Raw genomic sequence first — 17,317 nt, 5'->3', positions numbered from 1 at the left:
TCCTCAGCCATCGGCCGGTATTGTAGGGGGCGTATCTATCGCCTGACAACCGCTATTGCGCATTTGCGCACGCATGCGCCGCCAGGTGAGATCATCAATGTCAAAAATCAGATGTGCCATGCCCAGCTCATCAAAATTTTCCTCAACAATGCTAGCCATGCGGTGCAATCGGGCACGCAAGGCGCCCTCTTCAGGCGTCAACGTCAATTCTGCACGCAGCATGGATCGCCCTACACGCTGCGCCATAGCCTGCAGCAACTCGGGCATACCCGCACCAGAGCAAGCACTAACACGCACCGCCATCAGGCTACCAGAGCCTTCATATACATTACCTGGTGCGTCTCCTGTCAAATCTACCTTGTTGAGTACCAACAGGCGGGGGATCCCATCTGCGCCAATTTCTTTCAAAACGGCGTCTACCGCGGCAATCTGGGCATCACGGTCGGGAGCGCTTCCATCTATTACATGGAGAAGCAACTGCGCCTGGTTTACCTCTTCCAAAGTCGCACGAAAAGCGGCAATCAAATCCGTCGGCAAATCACGTAAAAAACCGACAGTATCAGCCAGGAGAATGGCCTCGTGCCCCGCGACTTGCAAACGCCGTATTGCCGGATCGAGGGTCGCAAACAGGTGATCAGCAGCGTAACTGGAACTTTCTGTGAGGGTATTGAAGAGAGAAGATTTACCGGCATTCGTATAACCGACCAAAGCAACCGTTGGTAGTGGTGCCCGCTGACGAGCCCGCCGCTGTGTTGCCCGATGTGCAGCCACTTTGACCAGACGTCCGCGCAGAGAACGAATACGTTCACCAATGAGGCGCCGATCTGTTTCCAGCTGGGTTTCACCTGGACCCCTTAGTCCGATGCCGCCGCGCTGGCGTTCCAGATGAGTCCAGCCGCGGATGAGGCGCGTCCGTAAGCGTGTCAACTGCGCCAGTTCCACTTGCAATTTGCCTTCATGGGTACGTGCTCGTCGCGCGAAGATATCGAGGATAAGACCCACCCGGTCGACGACCCGGCATTGGAGCGCGCGCTCCAGATTGCGCTCCTGCACGGGGCTCAGGACTCGATCAAAAAGTACAAGATCTACAGACAAGTCGGAAACCTGCTCCGCGAGTTCGGCCACCTTGCCACGCCCCAGAAAAGTCGCCGGGTCGGGACGATCGCGCTGTACGGAAAGGAATTCTAATACGTACGCACCACTATCCGTGGCCAGATGAAAAAACTCCGCCCCATCGTCAGGATCGGCCTCACCATGCAATACCACATGGACGAGCAAAACCCTCTCCTGGGGCGAGGCTACAGCAACTTCGGTATTTGCCAGAATCAGGCCCCTTCTTCCGCATCGCCTTCGCCTTCCGGCAAGGGCAAACGCACATCACGACCGGGAACCACCGTAGAAATAGCATGTTTGTAAATCATCTGACTCACATTGTTGCGAAGCAATACGACGAACTGGTCAAAAGACTCCACAAAACCTTGCAGCTTGATACCATTCACCAGATAGATGGCGACAGGAACATGCTCCTTACGCAACAGATTGAGAAAAGGATCCTGTAGGATCTGTCCTTTTTGTTGTCCGGCCATTTTTATCTCCTTAACTATGCTTCATGGCGCTTCTAGGGTAGTGAAAAAGCCTGCGGGACTCCTTGCACTGCATGCCGGTTAGACTAACTCAAAAACAAAGCGAACGCCATGCTTGTGCAGCCGCGGATAGCACCTCTGTCTGGGGTGGAACGGCAATCAGCTTTTATTATGAATTGACCTGTCGCACGCTTCCCATTACGTTAGATGCAAAGCCAGTCGGCAAAAGTGGTCTCGGCCATTCCGCTCCATCAGCCTGAAGCAGAAGACCGCGACAGCGACTTTTCCCAGACAGCCCCAGGTACCCCAGTATCAGCGGACGACCCGGTGGTCATCGCCCCTGAATGTGGAATCAATGCAATAAGGAGACGGAACCGTGGAAAAGACGACCATCAATGACAAAGCACTCCGCGCTCGTGTCAAATTGCTTGGCAATTTGCTGGGCGAGGTCCTGCGCGAACAAGCCGGAACCCGGGTATTCAATGCCGTAGAGCAGCTTCGCCAGGGATATATCCGTTTGCACAAAAAAGAAGATCTCCGCCTGCGTGGTCGTCTCGCGCGCTTCATCGACGCACTGCCCCAGGATGATCTCGTGCTGGTGATACGCGCATTCAACACCTACTTCAGCTTGGTCAACATTGCGGAAGAAGAGTTCCAACATCTGCATCGTCGCCGCCTGTTGCAAAAGGGGGATGGGCTGTGGATCGGTTCTTTTGAAGAAACCTTCCGCGAACTGCAAAACCAGGGCATCAACTCCGGTCAAATACAATTTCTCCTGGATCAGACGCGTTACCTACCAGTATTCACAGCACACCCCACCGAATCCAAGCGACGGACGGTGCTTCATGGTTTACGCCGCATCTTTGTGGCCAGCAAAATGCTCGACGATCCATCTCTTAATGATGAGGAAGAACAGGATGTTATCGACAATCTGAAGGCGCAAATCCAAATTCTCTGGGAAACCGAGGAAGTGCGGACCAACCGACCACAGGTACAGGATGAGGTCGAGAATGGCCTTTTCTATTTCCGCGACAGCCTCTTTGAGGCCGTGCCACGCACCTACCAGGCGGCGCGACGTGCAGCGCGACGGGTCTTTGGCAATGATGATATCGACATCCCGGCTTTCATCCGCTTCGGCTCCTGGATCGGTGGTGACCGCGATGGCAATCCCAATGTGACGGCGGCCATTACCGGTTGGGCCTTGCGTACCCAAAGCATCGAAGTGTTGCGAGAATACCAGCAACGCTTAAGCGATCTCTACCAACTGCTTGGGCATTCCAGCCGCTTCTGCGCCATTTCTCCCATCCTGCTGGCCTCGCTGGAACGAGATGCCGATGACTTCCCGGAACTCGCCGAATGGGTGGATCAACGTTTCCCCAGCGAACCTTATCGGCGCAAGCTGCGCTACATGATGACGCGCCTTGATCTGCGACTTCGGCAACTGGAAAACGGTCAGATCCTCAACGAATCCTCTGGTCCGGCTTATGCGGCCGCAGAGGATTTCCTCGACGATCTTTTGCTGGTGCGTGACTCCTTGCGGGGCCACAACGATGACTACATCGCCGATCACAAGGTGCAGGACATTATCTGGCTGGTTCAGACCTTTGGTTTCCATCTGGCCAACCTGGATATTCGTCAGGAATCCACCGTACATTCCCGCACCATCGCTGAGCTTTTTGCGGCAGTGCCCGGCTTCGCCAACTATCTGGAACTACCGGAAGAGACGCGCCTGCTGACGCTCTCCGAAGCCCTGCGCCGACCCGGCCCGCTGGTAGAAAAGCAGCCCGATCTGTCACCGATGGCCGCCGAGACCTGCGCCATGTTCCGCTGCATCGCCCAGTTGCGTCGTGAAGTGAGTTCATCCGGTTTCGGCAACTACGTGATCTCTATGACACATGAGGCCAGCCACATCATGGAAGTGCTGGTCCTCGCCAAAGAGTTCGGCCTGGCCGGTTGGTCACGGCAGGGGCTGTACAGTGAGATCGCCGTCACGCCCCTCTTTGAAACTATCCACGATCTCGAACGCATGGACACGGTGATGTCTACCTTGCTGGACAACCCGGTCTATACCGAAATCCTCCGCAGTCAGGACGATACCCAAGAGGTCATGCTGGGCTATTCGGACTCCTGCAAGGATGGCGGCATCCTCTCTTCCAGTTGGTCCCTGTACCAGGCGCAAATGCGACTGGCCGCCCTGGCAGACAAGCGACGAATTCAGATGCGCGTCTTCCATGGTCGCGGCGGTAGCGTGGGGCGCGGCGGCGGCCCCACCTACGAAGCCATTCTGGCCCAGCCGCCAGATACGGTACGCGGACAAATCAAAACCACTGAACAGGGAGAGGTGCTCTCCTTTAAATATGCCAACCTGGAGACGGCGCTTTATGAACTGACCGTGGGCACGGCCGGTCTCATCAAGGCGAGTATGGGGCTAGTCCGGTCCGTATCTGGTGATAACCCGAACCACTTGCGGATTATGGCAGAGTTGACCCGCACCGGAGAGGCAGCTTACCGCGACCTGACCGAAAACACCCCGGGCTTCATGGATTATTTCTACGAAGCCACCCCGCTTAACGAAATTGCCCACATGAACATCGGGTCGCGTCCCTCTCATCGCCAGCGGGGGGACCGTTCCATGTCCTCTATCCGCGCTATCCCATGGATTTTCGCCTGGGCCCAATCGCGGCATATTCTGCCAGCCTGGTATGGACTGGGTTCGGCACTCGCCCAGTGGCGGAGGGATAAGCCGGAGCGTTTGCAGGCTTTGCGGGACATGTACCAACAGTGGCCGTTCTTTCGGGCGCTCATGAGTAATATCGCCATGGCCATGGCCAAAACAGATATGGCTATCGCCGGCGAATATGCCGGTTTACCCAAAGATCAGAAGATTGCCGCCGGGATATATCAGAAAATTCGCGCCGAGTTTGAACGCAGCCTGGCCGAAATGCTCGCCATGGCCGGATTAGAGCAACTGCTCGCCGACAATCCGGCTCTGGCATTTTCCCTGCAACGGCGCAACGTGTACATGGAGCCACTCAACCATATTCAGCTCGCCTTGCTGCGTCGTTATCGCAATGATGACGCACCGCCCGAGTTCCGCGAGATATGGCTGGACCCTCTGTTACGCACCATCAATGCTATTTCTGCCGGACAGCGCAACACCGGGTAAGGAGGAAGGTGCGTGTCTCTGCCAGAATTAATCCTCGCGTCCACCAGCCCTTACCGCCAGGAATTGTTGCAACATCTGCAAATTCCGTTCCGCGTGGAAGCTTCAGCGGTCGATGAAACCCCGTTACCGGAGGAGGCGCCAGAGGCCCTCGTCTGTCGGCTGGCAGAAGCCAAGGCGCAGGTCGTGGCGCGCCGCAATCCCCAGGCAGTGGTCATCGGCGCCGACCAGATGGCGGTCTGCGGTACCCGCATTCTCGGCAAACCGGGGAATGCCGAACGGGCCGTGGAACAACTGGACTGGATGCAGGGTCAGGCTGTCGAATTTCTCAACGGTATGGCCATCGTCGCCGCATCCGGCACCGAAATATTTCTGGTGCCATATCGGATCGTCCTACGCGCGCTAACGAGAATGGAGATTGAGCGCTATGTGGCGCGAGACCAGCCACTGGATTGCGCCGGAAGTTTTCGCTCCGAAGGACTGGGCATCAGTCTGGTGAAGCGCATGGAAGGAGAAGACCCCCACGCATTGATGGGCTTGCCGCTGATTGCCCTCTGCCGGGTGTTGCGCAAACTCGGTTACCCGCTACCATAACCCCCTGAAAAGGCATTAAAAAGGGGCATCGCAGTGATGCCCCTTCGATTGCGCAAAGCAACGGGCTTAGCCCCAGCTGTCGCCGCCGTCATCCAGTCCGAAGTCGTCATTGGACGCCAACTGGTCATTGCCCCAGGAGTCGTCCGTCAAACCCAGATCATTGTTGCTGCTATCACCGGCGGCATTACCCGATTCATTGCCGTGTCCAAACAGACTGCCGGCCAATGCCTGCCCGGCTGCCAGTCCGGCGCCCACCCCAACACCAGTGGCAATCCCGGAGGTCAGACTGGACCCCAGCCCACCCCCCTGCTGCGGCATGCCGCCCATGGCACCGCCGGGATTCATGGGACCATAACCGTTCATCCCCCCGAAAGGCCCGGAAGGCTGTCCACGGTACATCATGCTCGCCTGCTGGCGGCGGCGGCGCAAGAACATGGATATCAGCGCAATGAATGCGACGAGACCCAGGAAAAACGCCAGCACTGTACTCCAGTGACTTGCTTTGCTGATTTTACCGACCGGTTTATTCACATGACTCTGCAACGACTTCTTAAAAGAGGTCAGCACCTGCGCTTTCACAAAGGGCATGCCGGGTGCAAGTTGCTCGGATTTCTGCAAGGCCGCTGCCGCGTCGGTCCAGTGGCCCTGACGCGCCAGAATCCGCGCCTCGACATACTGCGCCTCCGCGGACTGCGGGTGCGCGACCAGCACCTCCCGCATCATGCTCTGCGCCTGATCCAAACGACCCGCCTGTATCGCTTGCGTGACTTGCGCTACACTAGGTTCGGCCCACGCTGTAGGCGCGGCCAGCATCAAGGCAATGGCGATGGTTCCAAAGATTTTCAACCGCATACGCTCCTCCAAACAGTAAACCTCGTAACTGGAAATATGCGGTGAAACCCTGTGCAAATCAAGAGCACATTGCCCGGTAATCAGTTCCTGGCTTTCGCGCGGGGGAAACGCCGGAACCGTTTGACAGCAGGGGGGATTGCCTCCATTATACTGACCGGTCGGTACAGGCCCGTGAGAGGTATCGTTGTGCAAAAACCATTGCCGAGACCCATTGCTGCGGTGCTGGCGGCCGTGCTGGCAGGGAGCCTGGCGGCCTGTAGCTTCGAACCACCGCTGCGCATGCCCCCGGCCCCGTCGGACAAAGCACCCTACACGGCAGGCGCACAGATCAAACGAACCGTGACACCCGGCGGCCCTGCTGGTCACGCTCAGGAAATGGCATATGGCCAGGAACTCCACGAAGAGTGGTGGAAGCTTTTTCACGCCAAGGCGCTGGACACCCTGATTGCCGTAGGTCTGAAAAACAGCCCGACCATCGCCCAGGCGCAAGCGCAATTGCGCGAAGCGCAAGCCGCCGCGAGAGTGGATAGCAGCATCTTTTATCCACAGGTAACGGGCAATCTCCAGGCGAATCGCAGCAAGGCCAGCGCGGCGGCCTTTGGCAGGAGTGGCGGCTTTCGCTACTCCCTGATCACCGGCAGCGTCGGCGTTACCTACTACCCGGATATTTTTGGCGTGAATCGCCTAGTCTACAGCCACGGCGAAGCCTTGGTGGAGTATCAACGGTGGGAACTGGAAGCGGCGCGACTGGCTCTGACTGGCAACATTGTCACCACCGCCATCAATGAGGCGGCGACGGAAGGTCAGATTCGCGCCACCATGGCCATCATTGCCCAGGAGAAGAAACTTCTGCAACTGACGGAGAACCAGTACCGGGCAGGGGCCATCGACTACGTCAGCGTGGTGAACCAGCGTAGTCAACTGGCCACGGAGATGGCGACCTTGCCACCCCTGGAGCAACAACTCGCCGTCTATCGTCATGAACTCGCCATTCTGGTGGGAACCTTTCCTGCGAACGCCAGGCGCCAACCCTTTACCCTCGCGGCCTTGCAACTCCCGAAGCAATTGCCGGTAAGCCTCCCCTCGCAGTTGTTGAAGCAGCGTCCGGATATCCGCGCCGCACGCGCGCAGATGCAAGCCGCGAATGCGGCGATCGGCGAAGCCCGCGCACAGTTTTATCCCACCGTCCAGCTCAGCGCCGCGTTCGGCGCCACAGCGACTCACCCGGGGCTGTTTTTCAACCCGGTGAGCAGCATCTGGAGCCTGGTGGGCGCCATGTCGCAACCGATCTTTGAGGGCGGCAAATTGGAGGCGCAGAAAGCCGAAGCGCACGCCGCTTATGACGTAGTGTATGCCGCCTACAGAAGCACAGTGCTCAGCGCCTTTGATCAGGTAGCGAATGCTTTGCGCGCGGTGGAGCATGATGCACAGACTCTCGCAGCTCAACGAGAGGCGCTCCAGGCAGCCGCGCAGGCATTGCAACTGGCCCAGGCGAGTTACCGGGCGGGAGCCTCTGATTATCTCACCCTGCTGACCTCCGAAGTACAGTATGACCATGCCCGGATTGCTGAAATCAAGGCTGAGTCGCAGCGCTATCAGGATACCGCGGCGCTGCTCGTTGCTCTGGGTGGTGGCTGGTGGAACAAAACGGGGTCCCGAGCCTCCCCCACCGCCAGCGCGCCACAAAATTCCCATTCAGATGCCGGCACATTGCCGGTAACGCAGGCTAACCCATGAGCCGTTATGCATTCAGTACAGCCATCCGCCGTGGAGACTGGTCATGAAAAAAGCGTTTATTATTGTAATTGTCGTCTTGATCATTGTTTTTGGCGGTATTTTTGGCTTTAAGGCTTTCGTCAACAAGAAGATTTCCGAGGCCATGGCGCATATGCCAAAGCCCATCGTAACCGTCAGCGCTACAGCGGCACGGACAGAACTTTGGCATCCACACCTGCAGGCCGTAGCTTCTCTGGCAGCGGTACAAGGGGTGGAAGTCACCCCGCAGATAGCCGGTAATGTGACCGCCATTCATTTTCATTCTGGTCAGTATGTCCGGAAAGGTACCATGCTGGTACAGATTGACGACAGCAACCAGCTTGCTCAGATGGCGAGCGATGAAGCACAACTTCGTCTGGCACAGATCAATCTACGCCGGACCCGCGTTCTGATCGCCACCAAAGCCACCAGCCAATCGCAACTGGATTCCGCGGTGGCCGTGTATCAAAGCAACGTGGCTGCGCTAAGAGATATTCATGCGACGTTGAACAAGTTGGCCATCCGCGCGCCCTTCAGTGGCTATCTGGGGATCCGCCAGGTGAATCTCGGGCAATACCTGACACCCGGTGACAAGATTGTCGACCTGCAATCCTGGGATCCGCTGTATGCGAATTTCACCTTGCCGCAAAGTGAGCTACACGACATCCATGTGGGTACGCCGGTGCAAGTCGAGACTGATGCACGCCCCGGTCAGGTTTTCAACGGAAAAGTGACCGCATTGGGGGCTTCGGTGAACAGTACGACACGGCAAATTGAGGTGCAGGCCACCATTGCCAATCCGCAAAGTGTATTGCGCCCCGGACTTTTTGGCGAGCTCACGGTAATCGGCAATATCGAAGAAAGGGTGTTGACGGTGCCCGTCTCCGCTCTTTCTTATAACACCTTCGGCAACTATGTCTACGTGATTAAAAAGGCGACGCAGAATGGCAAGATCGTGGAGGTCGCCCATCAGCAAGTCATCAAGACCGGCAAGGAGCGTAATGGACAGGTGAGCATAGTCTCTGGCCTTAAGGCCGGTGATATGGTCATCACTGCGGGGCAGGTAAAACTGGTGAATGGCAGTCTCGTCAAGATCAGCACCGAGAAAGATGCGTGAGGCGCAGCACATGACTTTTACCGATATTTTTGTTCGCCGCCCGGTACTGTCTACCGCTCTGAGCCTCGTCATTTTTCTGCTGGGTTTACACGCCTATTCGATGATGGCGGTCCGTGAGTATCCGGCCATCGTTAACACAGTCATCTCCGTAAAAACCGCATATCCAGGCGCCAGCCCAGATACCGTACAAGGCTTCATCACCGCGCGCCTGGAAAAAGTGATCGCCAGCGCACCGGATATAGATTACATGACATCCGACAGTTCGGCTGGTTCTTCGACCATCACGGTGTACATGAAGTTGAATTACAGCCCCAATGCGGCGCTCGCCAACATCCAATCGAAAGTGCAGCAGGTAACGGATCAGTTGCCTACAGGCAGTCAATTACCGGTCATCAGCGTAACAAATGGTCACCTGACAGATCTGCTGTATGTCGCCTTCTACAGCCAAGAACTCAGTCAGCAGCAAATTACCGACTATCTGCTGCGTGTGGCGCAACCGCGACTGGCCTCGGTACCGGGAGTAGGCGAAGCGCAGATACTGCCACCGGGCGCCGGCAACGGGAATACCTACGCGATGCGGGTGTGGTTGAATCCTCAGAAAATGGCGGCCTTGGGCATTACCGCCGCGCAGGTTTCACAAGCATTAGCCGCGAACGATTTCATTTCCGCTGTCGGACAAACCCGTGGGAAGACGGTCCAAAACACCATTGTCGCGACCACCAATCTGCATAATGTGGGTGAATTCCGCAATCTGGTTCTGCGCCAGTCTGGCAACACCCTGATCCGTCTCAAAGATGTGGCCAAAGTAGAACTCGGTGCACAGGATTACACTTCGCAGGCCTTTTTCGATGGTAAACCGGCGGCGTTTATCGGTATTCAGGAAGCGCCTTCGGCTAACTCTCTGAATGTGGCTTCCGGGGTAAAAGCATCGCTGGCACAGTTGTCTAAAAGCCTGCCGCCCGGCATGCATGTGGCGATTCCTTATGATGCCAGCACCTTCATCCAGGCTTCTATCGATGAAGTTGCCATGACCATTGGAATCACCCTTGCCGTGGTGGTATTGGTCATTTTCCTCTTCCTGGGTTCTTTCCGTGCGGTACTCATACCCGCGATCGCCATCCCCCTGTCTATCGTGGGCGCCGGCCTGATCACCTGGTTCATGGGCTTCACCATCAACCTGCTGACCCTGTTGGCCGTGGTTTTGGCCATCGGACTGGTGGTGGATGATGCCATTATCATTGTGGAGAATGTACACCGGCATATCAATGAAGGGAAAAAACCCGTTGAAGCGGCCTTAATGACCGGGCGGGAACTGGGAGGACCGATCATCGTCATGTCCACCACGCTCGTCGCAGTATTCGCTCCCATCGGATTTATGGGGGGGCTGACGGGCAGTCTGTTTGGTGAATTCGCGTTTACGCTGGTGGCTACGGTTTTAGTGTCCATGATCGTAGCGCTCACCTTATCGCCGATGCTCTCCAGCAAGATATTACGCCCGACCAGGGAACATGGCTTTGAACATTTTATCGAGCAGAACTTCGCTGGTCTATGTAAGTTCTATGACCGGGTCTTGGGTAGCACCCTGAATTATGTGCCGGTCACCATGCTCTTTGCCGCGGTCGTGTTCGGGAGTATCTATTTTCTGTTTAGCACCTCAAAGACCGAATTGGCGCCAGCGGAAGATCAGGGCATTATTTTTAATGCGGGCACGGGTGGCCCAACCATTACACCGGATCGACTGGCCAATGATGGTATGCAAGTTTTGAAAGTATTGAATAAATATCCCGAGACAAAGGCAACCTTCATGGTCACCGGCATATCGGTGGGCAGCGGCGGTGGCTCCAACAGTCTGTTCGCGGGCATGAATCTGACCAATTGGGACAAACGCTCCACGACGGCGATGCAGTTGCAACCCCGGATCCAGCAGGCCCTGCAGAGTGTTCCGGGACTCCAGCTCGCCTCATTCTTGCCGCCATCCCTGCCCGGTTCGGCGGGTGGTCTGCCGGTGCAATTTGTGCTGCAGAGCCCGGGCAGCTACAACAAAATCGACCAAGTGGCTCGGCGGCTGATCGCGGAAGCCGAGAAAAGTGGCTTATTTTTCTATGTGACCAAAGACTTGCGCATTGATAATCCCGAAATCGTACTGAAAATCCATCGGAGCATGGCCGCCACCCTCGGACTGACCATGGCGAACATCGCCCAGGATCTGCAGCCCCTGTTGGGCGGCAACTATGTCAACCGCTTCGATATGGAAGGCCGCAGCTACAAGGTCATTCCCCAGGTACCGGATCATTTTCGCCTCGATCCGGCCGCCCTGAAGCAATATTACATCGCGACCGGCAGCGGCCAGATGGTGCCCTTATCTACCGTAGTTTCTATTGAAACCAAGGTCGAGCCGCAATACTTGCCACAGTTCCAGCAGCTCAACTCGACGACCATCCAGGCGGTGCCCAAACCCGGCGTTACCATGGGCGAGTCTTTACGGTTCTTTAAGACTGCAGCGGGAAAAATCATGCCCAAAGATTTCTCTCTGAACTATGCAAGCCAATCCCGTCAATATATGCAAGAGCGGGGTGGACTGCTGATCACTTTTGCGCTGGCCATCATTCTGATATACCTGCTACTGGCCGCACAGTTCGAGAGTTTTCGCGATCCGCTGATCGTGCTGATTACGGTACCCATGTCCATTAGTGGGGCGTTGATTTTCATCAGCCTGGGCCTGGCTTCCATCAACATCTACACGGAAGTGGGGCTGATCACGCTGATTGGTTTGATCGCCAAGCAGGGTATTCTGATCGTGCAGTTCGCCAACGAGATCCAGAAAACAGAAGGACTCAACAAGCGTGAAGCCGTGCAGAAAGCCTCCAGCATTCGTTTGCGTCCCATCCTCATGACCACGGGAGCGATGGTACTGGGCGTTCTGCCCTTGCTGTTAGCGGGCGGACCCGGCTCGGTCAGTCGCTTCCAGATGGGCCTGGTAATCTTTACCGGCTTGGGTATTGGCGCTTTCTTCTCGCTTTTCGTGGTGCCAGCCATGTATATGGTACTCGCCAAGGATTTGCGCGCGTCCCAGCCCCAGGAAGCCTGACAGGAGATTGTTGCTTTGCTCGGTGGATCCGGCCGGGACGCTTATTAGGGTCCCGGCCTTTTTCGCTTGACAAGACGGAGGGTGGCCAGAAGAATACCGGTGGGTATTCTCGCTGGTCTTTTTTGAGAAACATCCGCTTCGCCGCCCTTGCCGGGTTGGCCTGTTCGCTGTTCGCACACAGGTAAATTTTCATGGGTCACGAATTCTTCCCGAGCATTGAGACCTTAGCAAAGAGGTCCTGGTGACTGCACAACGCATTGATGGCAAAGCCATCGCCAAAAAAATACAGGCGGATGTCACCCATCGCAGTCAGGCTTTTCTCCAGCGTTATGGACGCTCCCCTGGTCTTGCGGTAGTGCTGGTCGGGGCCGATTCCGCGTCTCAGGTCTATGTGCAGAAAAAGCGGGATACCTGTGCTTCAGTGGGCATCCGCTCTTTTTCTGCCAATCTTCCCGCAGACAGCACGCCACAACAACTCCTGTCTCATATTTCCGAACTAAACGCTAATAATGCCGTGGATGGCATCTTGGTGCAGTTGCCCCTGCCCCCGCATTTTGATCCTGAAGAAATCATCGAGGCTATTGCTGTCGACAAGGATGTCGATGGTTTTCACCCCTATAATGTCGGCCGTCTTGCGCTGCGCGCGCCACTGCTGCGCTCCTGTACACCCGCCGGTATCATGACCTTGCTTCAGGAAACCGGTATAGAGGTCAGGGGGAAAGAAGCGGTGATTGTCGGCGCATCCAATATTGTCGGGCGGCCCATGGCACTGGAACTGCTCCTGGCCGGGGCGACGGTGACTGTCTGCCACCGCTTCACCCGCGATCTCGCGGCCCATGTGGGACGCGCCGAGTTGCTCGTCGCGGCGGCAGGCAAACCGGGACTGATACCCGGTGAGTGGATTCGTGAGGGAGCAGTGGTCATCGATGTGGGAATCAATCGTCTTCCGGACGGGCGTCTGACCGGCGATGTGGACTTTGCTGGCGCGGAGCAACGTGCGGCGTGGATCACGCCGGTCCCCGGTGGAGTCGGACCCATGACGGTAGCCACACTCTTGCAGAATACCCTGATTGCGGCAGAGCAACGCATGGGGATAAGCTCATGAATGGGACACCTGTCCCGCAAAAATCTGGTGCGGCGCCATCTCTGGATAATCCCGATCTCTATTTTAACCGCGATCTCAGCATCCTCGCATTTAACCGGCGGGTACTTGCTTTGGCGGATGATCCACATGTGCCCCTGCTGGAGCGTTTACGTTATCTGACCATTGTTTCCAACAATCTGGACGAATTTTTTGAAGTACGCATGGCAGGGCTTCTGCAGCGACGCAAATTCGGCGCTGGCCCCTCGGGGCCGGATATGCTCGGACCTAATATCGAAATTGAAGCAGTGGCCAAAATGGCCCACGAAATTATCTCTGCACAGTATCGCTGCCTGAACCAACGACTGCTACCCGCCCTGGCCAAAGAGAATATCCGTCTGTTGCGCCGACGCGAGTGGCGGGTCGCGCAAAGACGTTGGATCAGCAGTTATTTTCAGAGTGAAGTCCTACCTCTGCTCACGCCCCTGAGCCTTGACCCGGCCCATCCCTTTCCCAAGGTACAGAATAAGGGGTTGAATTTCGCCATCGTCCTGGAGGGTCAGGACGCCTATGGGCGGCACAGTCCCATCGCCATCGTGCAGGCGCCGCGGATACTATCGCGTATCATCCAGATTCCAGCACATCTGGCCGGCCCGCATGATTTCGTGTTTCTTTCTTCTATCATTCACGAGCATGTGCAAACCCTCTTTCCGGGCCTGACTATTCAGGGCTTTTATCAGTTCCGGGTAACCCGCAACAGTGAACTCTTCGTGGACGAAGAAGAGGTGGACAACCTCCTTGATGCGCTCGCTGATGAATTGCCGATGCGCCCTTTTGGTGAGGCGGTACGGCTGGAAGTCGCCAACAACTGTCCGCGCGAGGTAATCGACTACCTCTTGAAACATTTTGAGCTTGGCGAGGATCATCTTTATGCGCTGCTGGGGCCCGTGAATCTGTCACGGCTGGCAGCCATTATCGACATGGTTCCCCGCCCCGACCTGCTCTTCCCGCCCTTTGTACCCGGTCTGCCATCCGTCTGTACGCGCCCGGAAAATATATTCGCGCAACTCCGCGAGGCACCCATTCTCCTCCATCACCCATACCAGAGCTTCAACCCAGTACTGGATTTTCTCCGCCAGGCGGCCAATGATCCGCAGATCATCGGTATCAAGCAGACGTTGTACCGCACCACCCCGGACTCTCCCATCATTGATGCGCTGATAGAAGCGGCGATGGCTGGCAAACAGGTCACTGCCGTGGTCGAGCTCAAGGCCCGCTTTGACGAAGCAAATAACATCCAGATGGCGGAGCGCCTGGAAGAGGTGGGTGTGCAGGTGGTATACGGCGTGGTCAATCACAAAGTGCATGCCAAAATGATATTGGTCTTGCGCCGTGAGGAGGATGGGATTCGCCTCTACGGGCATCTGGGTACTGGCAATTATCATCCCCGCAATGCGCGGATTTATACCGATCTCAGCCTGCTCACCGCAAATCCTGACATCACGGCGGATATGAATGATCTGTTCATGCACATCACTGGCATGGGCAAGGCGCCGCAACTGCGTTGCCTGTTGCAAAGCCCCTTTACGATGTTCAGCGGAATACGTGATGCCATCGAGGCGGAGACCCAGCACGGCGTGAAAGGCCGCATCATCGCGCGGGTGAACGCGCTGGTCGAACCAGACCTGATTCGCACCCTGTACCGAGCCTCCCAGGCTGGGGTAGAAATCGACCTGGTGGTACGCGGCGCCTGTGCCTTACGCCCCGGCATACCGGGCGTCTCTGAGCATATCCGGGTACGTTCCATTGTCGGTCGTTTTCTCGAACACAGCCGCGTCTATTACTTCGGGAATGACGGATCTCCCAAGCTTTGGATGTCAAGTGCCGACTGGATGGGGCGCAATTTCTTTCGCCGCCTGGAAGTGGCGGTACCTATTCTCGACCCTGACTTGCGCGCCCGCGTACTCAGAGAAACCCTTCAGCTGTACCTGGAAGATGACTGTAACGCCTGGGCCATGCGTGCCGATGGTGCTTATGATTTTCTGCGCAAAACCCCGGACGCCGCCTGTAAATCGGCTCAGGACCGCTTACTGGAACACTACGACAGGAGTAACCACCATGCGTGACAGGGTTTCGTCGTGATCCGGGTGCTGGTGCTCAACAGTAAAGGAGGTTCCGGAAAAACGACAGTCGCCACCAACCTCGCCAGTTTGCTGGCACTGCGCGGCTCGGTACTTCTCGCTGACCTGGATCCGCAGCATTCGTCCAGCACCTGGGTCGAGCGGCGGTCGGAGCACTTACCAAAGCTGTCCGTCATGGTCGATGCTGATCGGGATTTCCGCGATTATCCGCCGAGTGATTTCGTCGTCTTTGATGCCCCTGCTGGTCTGAAAAAAAGGCGCCTGGAAGACATGCTGGATGAGGTGGGGGCGCTGCTGGTACCCATCGGCCCCTCTTCTTTCGATATGGATGCCAGCCGTCTTTTCCTGGAAAAACTGGATGAGATTAAACGCTTTCGCAAGGGTAAGGTGCGCATGGGTGTTATTGCCAACCGCGTGAATGCGCGTACCAAGGGCGGACAACAACTGCAAATGTTTCTGGCAGATTTGCAGTTGCCGGTGGTGGCCACCCTGCGCGATAGCCAGCTCTATGTGCGGGCCGCGCAACAGGGCGCGGGCATAGCGGATTTGCGGACGACAGAAACCCGTGCGGAGTTACCGCAATGGGCGCAGATTCTGCGCTTTGTAATGGAGGGGGGACATGGAGCAAGAGCTTAAACTACAGGTACTCGATCCTTCCCCCTGCGCCTGGGAAAAGATTTATCAACATCCTCTGCTGGCACTGGGCACAACACCTCCTTTGCCGCTTCACGCTCTATACTACGATAGTCGCGATGGTGCCTTGCAGCGCGCCAGGCTGGCCTACCGTGTGCGTCGGGAAGGGAAAGAGTGGGTAGCCACTCTCAAGGCCGAAGGTCAATCCGCTGGCGGGTTGCATCAGCGCCCCGAATGGAACGTCGCTGTTTCCTCCGCCAGAGCGGATCTTCGGGTGTTTACTGACGCGAATGCTGCAGCGTTACTGGCACCCTTTTTGGATTTAGCGTTGCAAGTCATTCTTGAAACCCGTTTTGAACGGCTGGAGAGTCGGGTGGATCGCGCGGATGGCAGCCAGATTCTGGTCGCACTGGATCGCGGAGAAATCGTTGCCAACGGCTTGCGTGAACCTATTCTCGAAGTAGAACTGGAACTGGCAACAGGGGAGCCTGCCGCGGTATTGGAGATGGGCGCGGAGCTGTGCCACGATCTGCCGCTGTTGCCCGATGGGGAAAGCAAGCTGTTCCGGGGTTTGCGCCTCGCCGGGCTGATACCGGCCGATACCAGTACGATGCGAGACAAAACACCACCGCTCCGCCGCCACGAAAACGCCGGAACGGCACTTAGCCGCCTGCTGATCCAGCAAAGTCAACAGGCGACTGGCGAAGCCAGGCAGCATTGGGCCGCTAATAGTACGAAGACCTTTCATCAGTTGCGCAAAACTGTTCGCAGCCTGCGCGCCCTACTGCGTTTCTGCCGGGCTCTGGATGCTGATAACCGCCTCGGCGGTGCCCGTCGGGAATTGGCGGACTGGTTTCACCAGCAAAATATACGGCGTGACCATGAAGTACTCGCCACTTATTGGGAGGCGTTGGCCACGGATACAGGCACCGAAGTGGCCCCGCTGCATAGTTGGCTGATGGTACAGGCTGAAGCAACGCATGCACATCTTGGCCAGTTCGCCGCCGCGATCCTGAAGCTTTGGGCACTGCTGCTGCGTGCAGCGCTATACAGTGATCAGGATCTACAACACTACGCGGAAATGCATTTGCGGCGTCAGGATCGCCAATTAATGGCTGCGGGAGATGCAGTCAAAACCGCCGCCAGTTTTCACGCCTTGCGCATACGCATTAAGAACTGGCGCTATGTGATTCTGGCACTTGGCGATATGTGGCCCAGCAAAGACAGTAAAACCCTGCTCAAAATGCTTTCCGCCTTGCAGGAAATCTCTGGTGCCATACATGACGCCGACATGGCGGGACAGCACCTGG

At 56.7% G+C, this 17,317-nt stretch carries 12 protein-coding genes; 9 read left to right on the top strand and 3 right to left on the bottom strand.

Translation table 11 applies throughout. The features are described from left to right. Window positions 1-3: 3 nt before the first annotated feature. Together hflX and hfq are read right to left on the bottom strand one after the other, a co-directional pair. The gene (gene hflX / locus M7F93_RS00800; RefSeq protein ID WP_298167556.1) at window positions 4-1,278 is read right to left on the bottom strand and encodes a ribosome rescue GTPase HflX; all 1,275 of its coding nucleotides are present in this window, start codon (window positions 1,276-1,278) and stop codon (window positions 4-6) included. 47 nt (window positions 1,279-1,325) lie between these two features. Next, entirely contained in the window at window positions 1,326-1,586 is a 261-nt protein-coding gene (gene hfq, locus M7F93_RS00795; RefSeq protein ID WP_298167553.1) for an RNA chaperone Hfq, read from the bottom strand. 373 nt (window positions 1,587-1,959) lie between these two features. On the opposite strand from hfq, the gene ppc reads away from it, so the two are divergent. Together ppc and M7F93_RS00785 are read left to right on the top strand one after the other, a co-directional pair. Beyond that, complete coding sequence (ppc, locus tag M7F93_RS00790; protein ID WP_298167550.1) at window positions 1,960-4,749, top strand: phosphoenolpyruvate carboxylase; 2,790 nt, start codon at window positions 1,960-1,962, stop codon at window positions 4,747-4,749. 12 nt (window positions 4,750-4,761) lie between these two features. Continuing rightward, window positions 4,762-5,340 (top strand): Maf family protein, encoded by a 579-nt coding sequence (locus tag M7F93_RS00785; protein ID WP_298167547.1) that lies wholly within the window; start codon window positions 4,762-4,764, stop codon window positions 5,338-5,340. 66 nt (window positions 5,341-5,406) lie between these two features. Here M7F93_RS00785 and M7F93_RS00780 read toward each other — a convergent pair whose 3' ends face one another. Next, window positions 5,407-6,192 carry a tetratricopeptide repeat protein gene (locus M7F93_RS00780; RefSeq protein WP_298167544.1) on the bottom strand — a complete coding sequence of 262 codons (786 nt, stop codon included), beginning with the start codon at window positions 6,190-6,192 and terminating at the stop codon, window positions 5,407-5,409. Between the two features lie 186 nt (window positions 6,193-6,378). Between M7F93_RS00780 and M7F93_RS00775 the strand changes: the two genes are divergently transcribed. The 7 genes from M7F93_RS00775 to M7F93_RS00745 form a co-directional block, all read left to right on the top strand. Beyond that, window positions 6,379-7,929 (top strand): efflux transporter outer membrane subunit, encoded by a 1,551-nt coding sequence (locus M7F93_RS00775; protein WP_298167541.1) that lies wholly within the window; start codon window positions 6,379-6,381, stop codon window positions 7,927-7,929. Window positions 7,930-7,972: 43 nt separating this feature from the next. After that, complete coding sequence (locus M7F93_RS00770) at window positions 7,973-9,064, top strand: efflux RND transporter periplasmic adaptor subunit (RefSeq protein ID WP_298167538.1); 1,092 nt, start codon at window positions 7,973-7,975, stop codon at window positions 9,062-9,064. Window positions 9,065-9,074: 10 nt separating this feature from the next. Beyond that, entirely contained in the window at window positions 9,075-12,152 is a 3,078-nt protein-coding gene (locus tag M7F93_RS00765) for an efflux RND transporter permease subunit (RefSeq protein ID WP_298167535.1), read from the top strand. A 241-nt stretch (window positions 12,153-12,393) separates the two neighbouring features. Further along, the gene (folD, locus tag M7F93_RS00760) at window positions 12,394-13,257 is read left to right on the top strand and encodes a bifunctional methylenetetrahydrofolate dehydrogenase/methenyltetrahydrofolate cyclohydrolase FolD (protein WP_298167532.1); all 864 of its coding nucleotides are present in this window, start codon (window positions 12,394-12,396) and stop codon (window positions 13,255-13,257) included. Further along, a complete protein-coding gene (gene ppk1, locus M7F93_RS00755) occupies window positions 13,254-15,359 on the top strand; it encodes a polyphosphate kinase 1 (protein ID WP_298167530.1) in 2,106 nt (701 codons plus the stop codon). Before folD ends, ppk1 begins: the two co-directional genes overlap by 4 nt. Before the next feature lie 12 nt (window positions 15,360-15,371). Beyond that, window positions 15,372-16,010: a ParA family protein gene (locus M7F93_RS00750; protein WP_298167527.1), complete on the top strand. Its 639-nt coding sequence runs from the start codon at window positions 15,372-15,374 to the stop codon at window positions 16,008-16,010. Beyond that, window positions 15,994-17,317, top strand: a 1,324-nt coding sequence (locus tag M7F93_RS00745) for a CYTH and CHAD domain-containing protein (protein ID WP_298167524.1), incomplete at its 3' end; no start/stop codon positions are given. The genes M7F93_RS00750 and M7F93_RS00745, both read left to right, overlap by 17 nt.

The sequence above is a fragment of the Acidithiobacillus sp. genome (assembly GCF_027322205.1).
GTDB lineage: Bacteria > Pseudomonadota > Gammaproteobacteria > Acidithiobacillales > Acidithiobacillaceae > Acidithiobacillus.
Note: the sequence above shows the minus strand (reverse complement) of the source record. Positions and strands in the feature narration are given on the sequence as shown.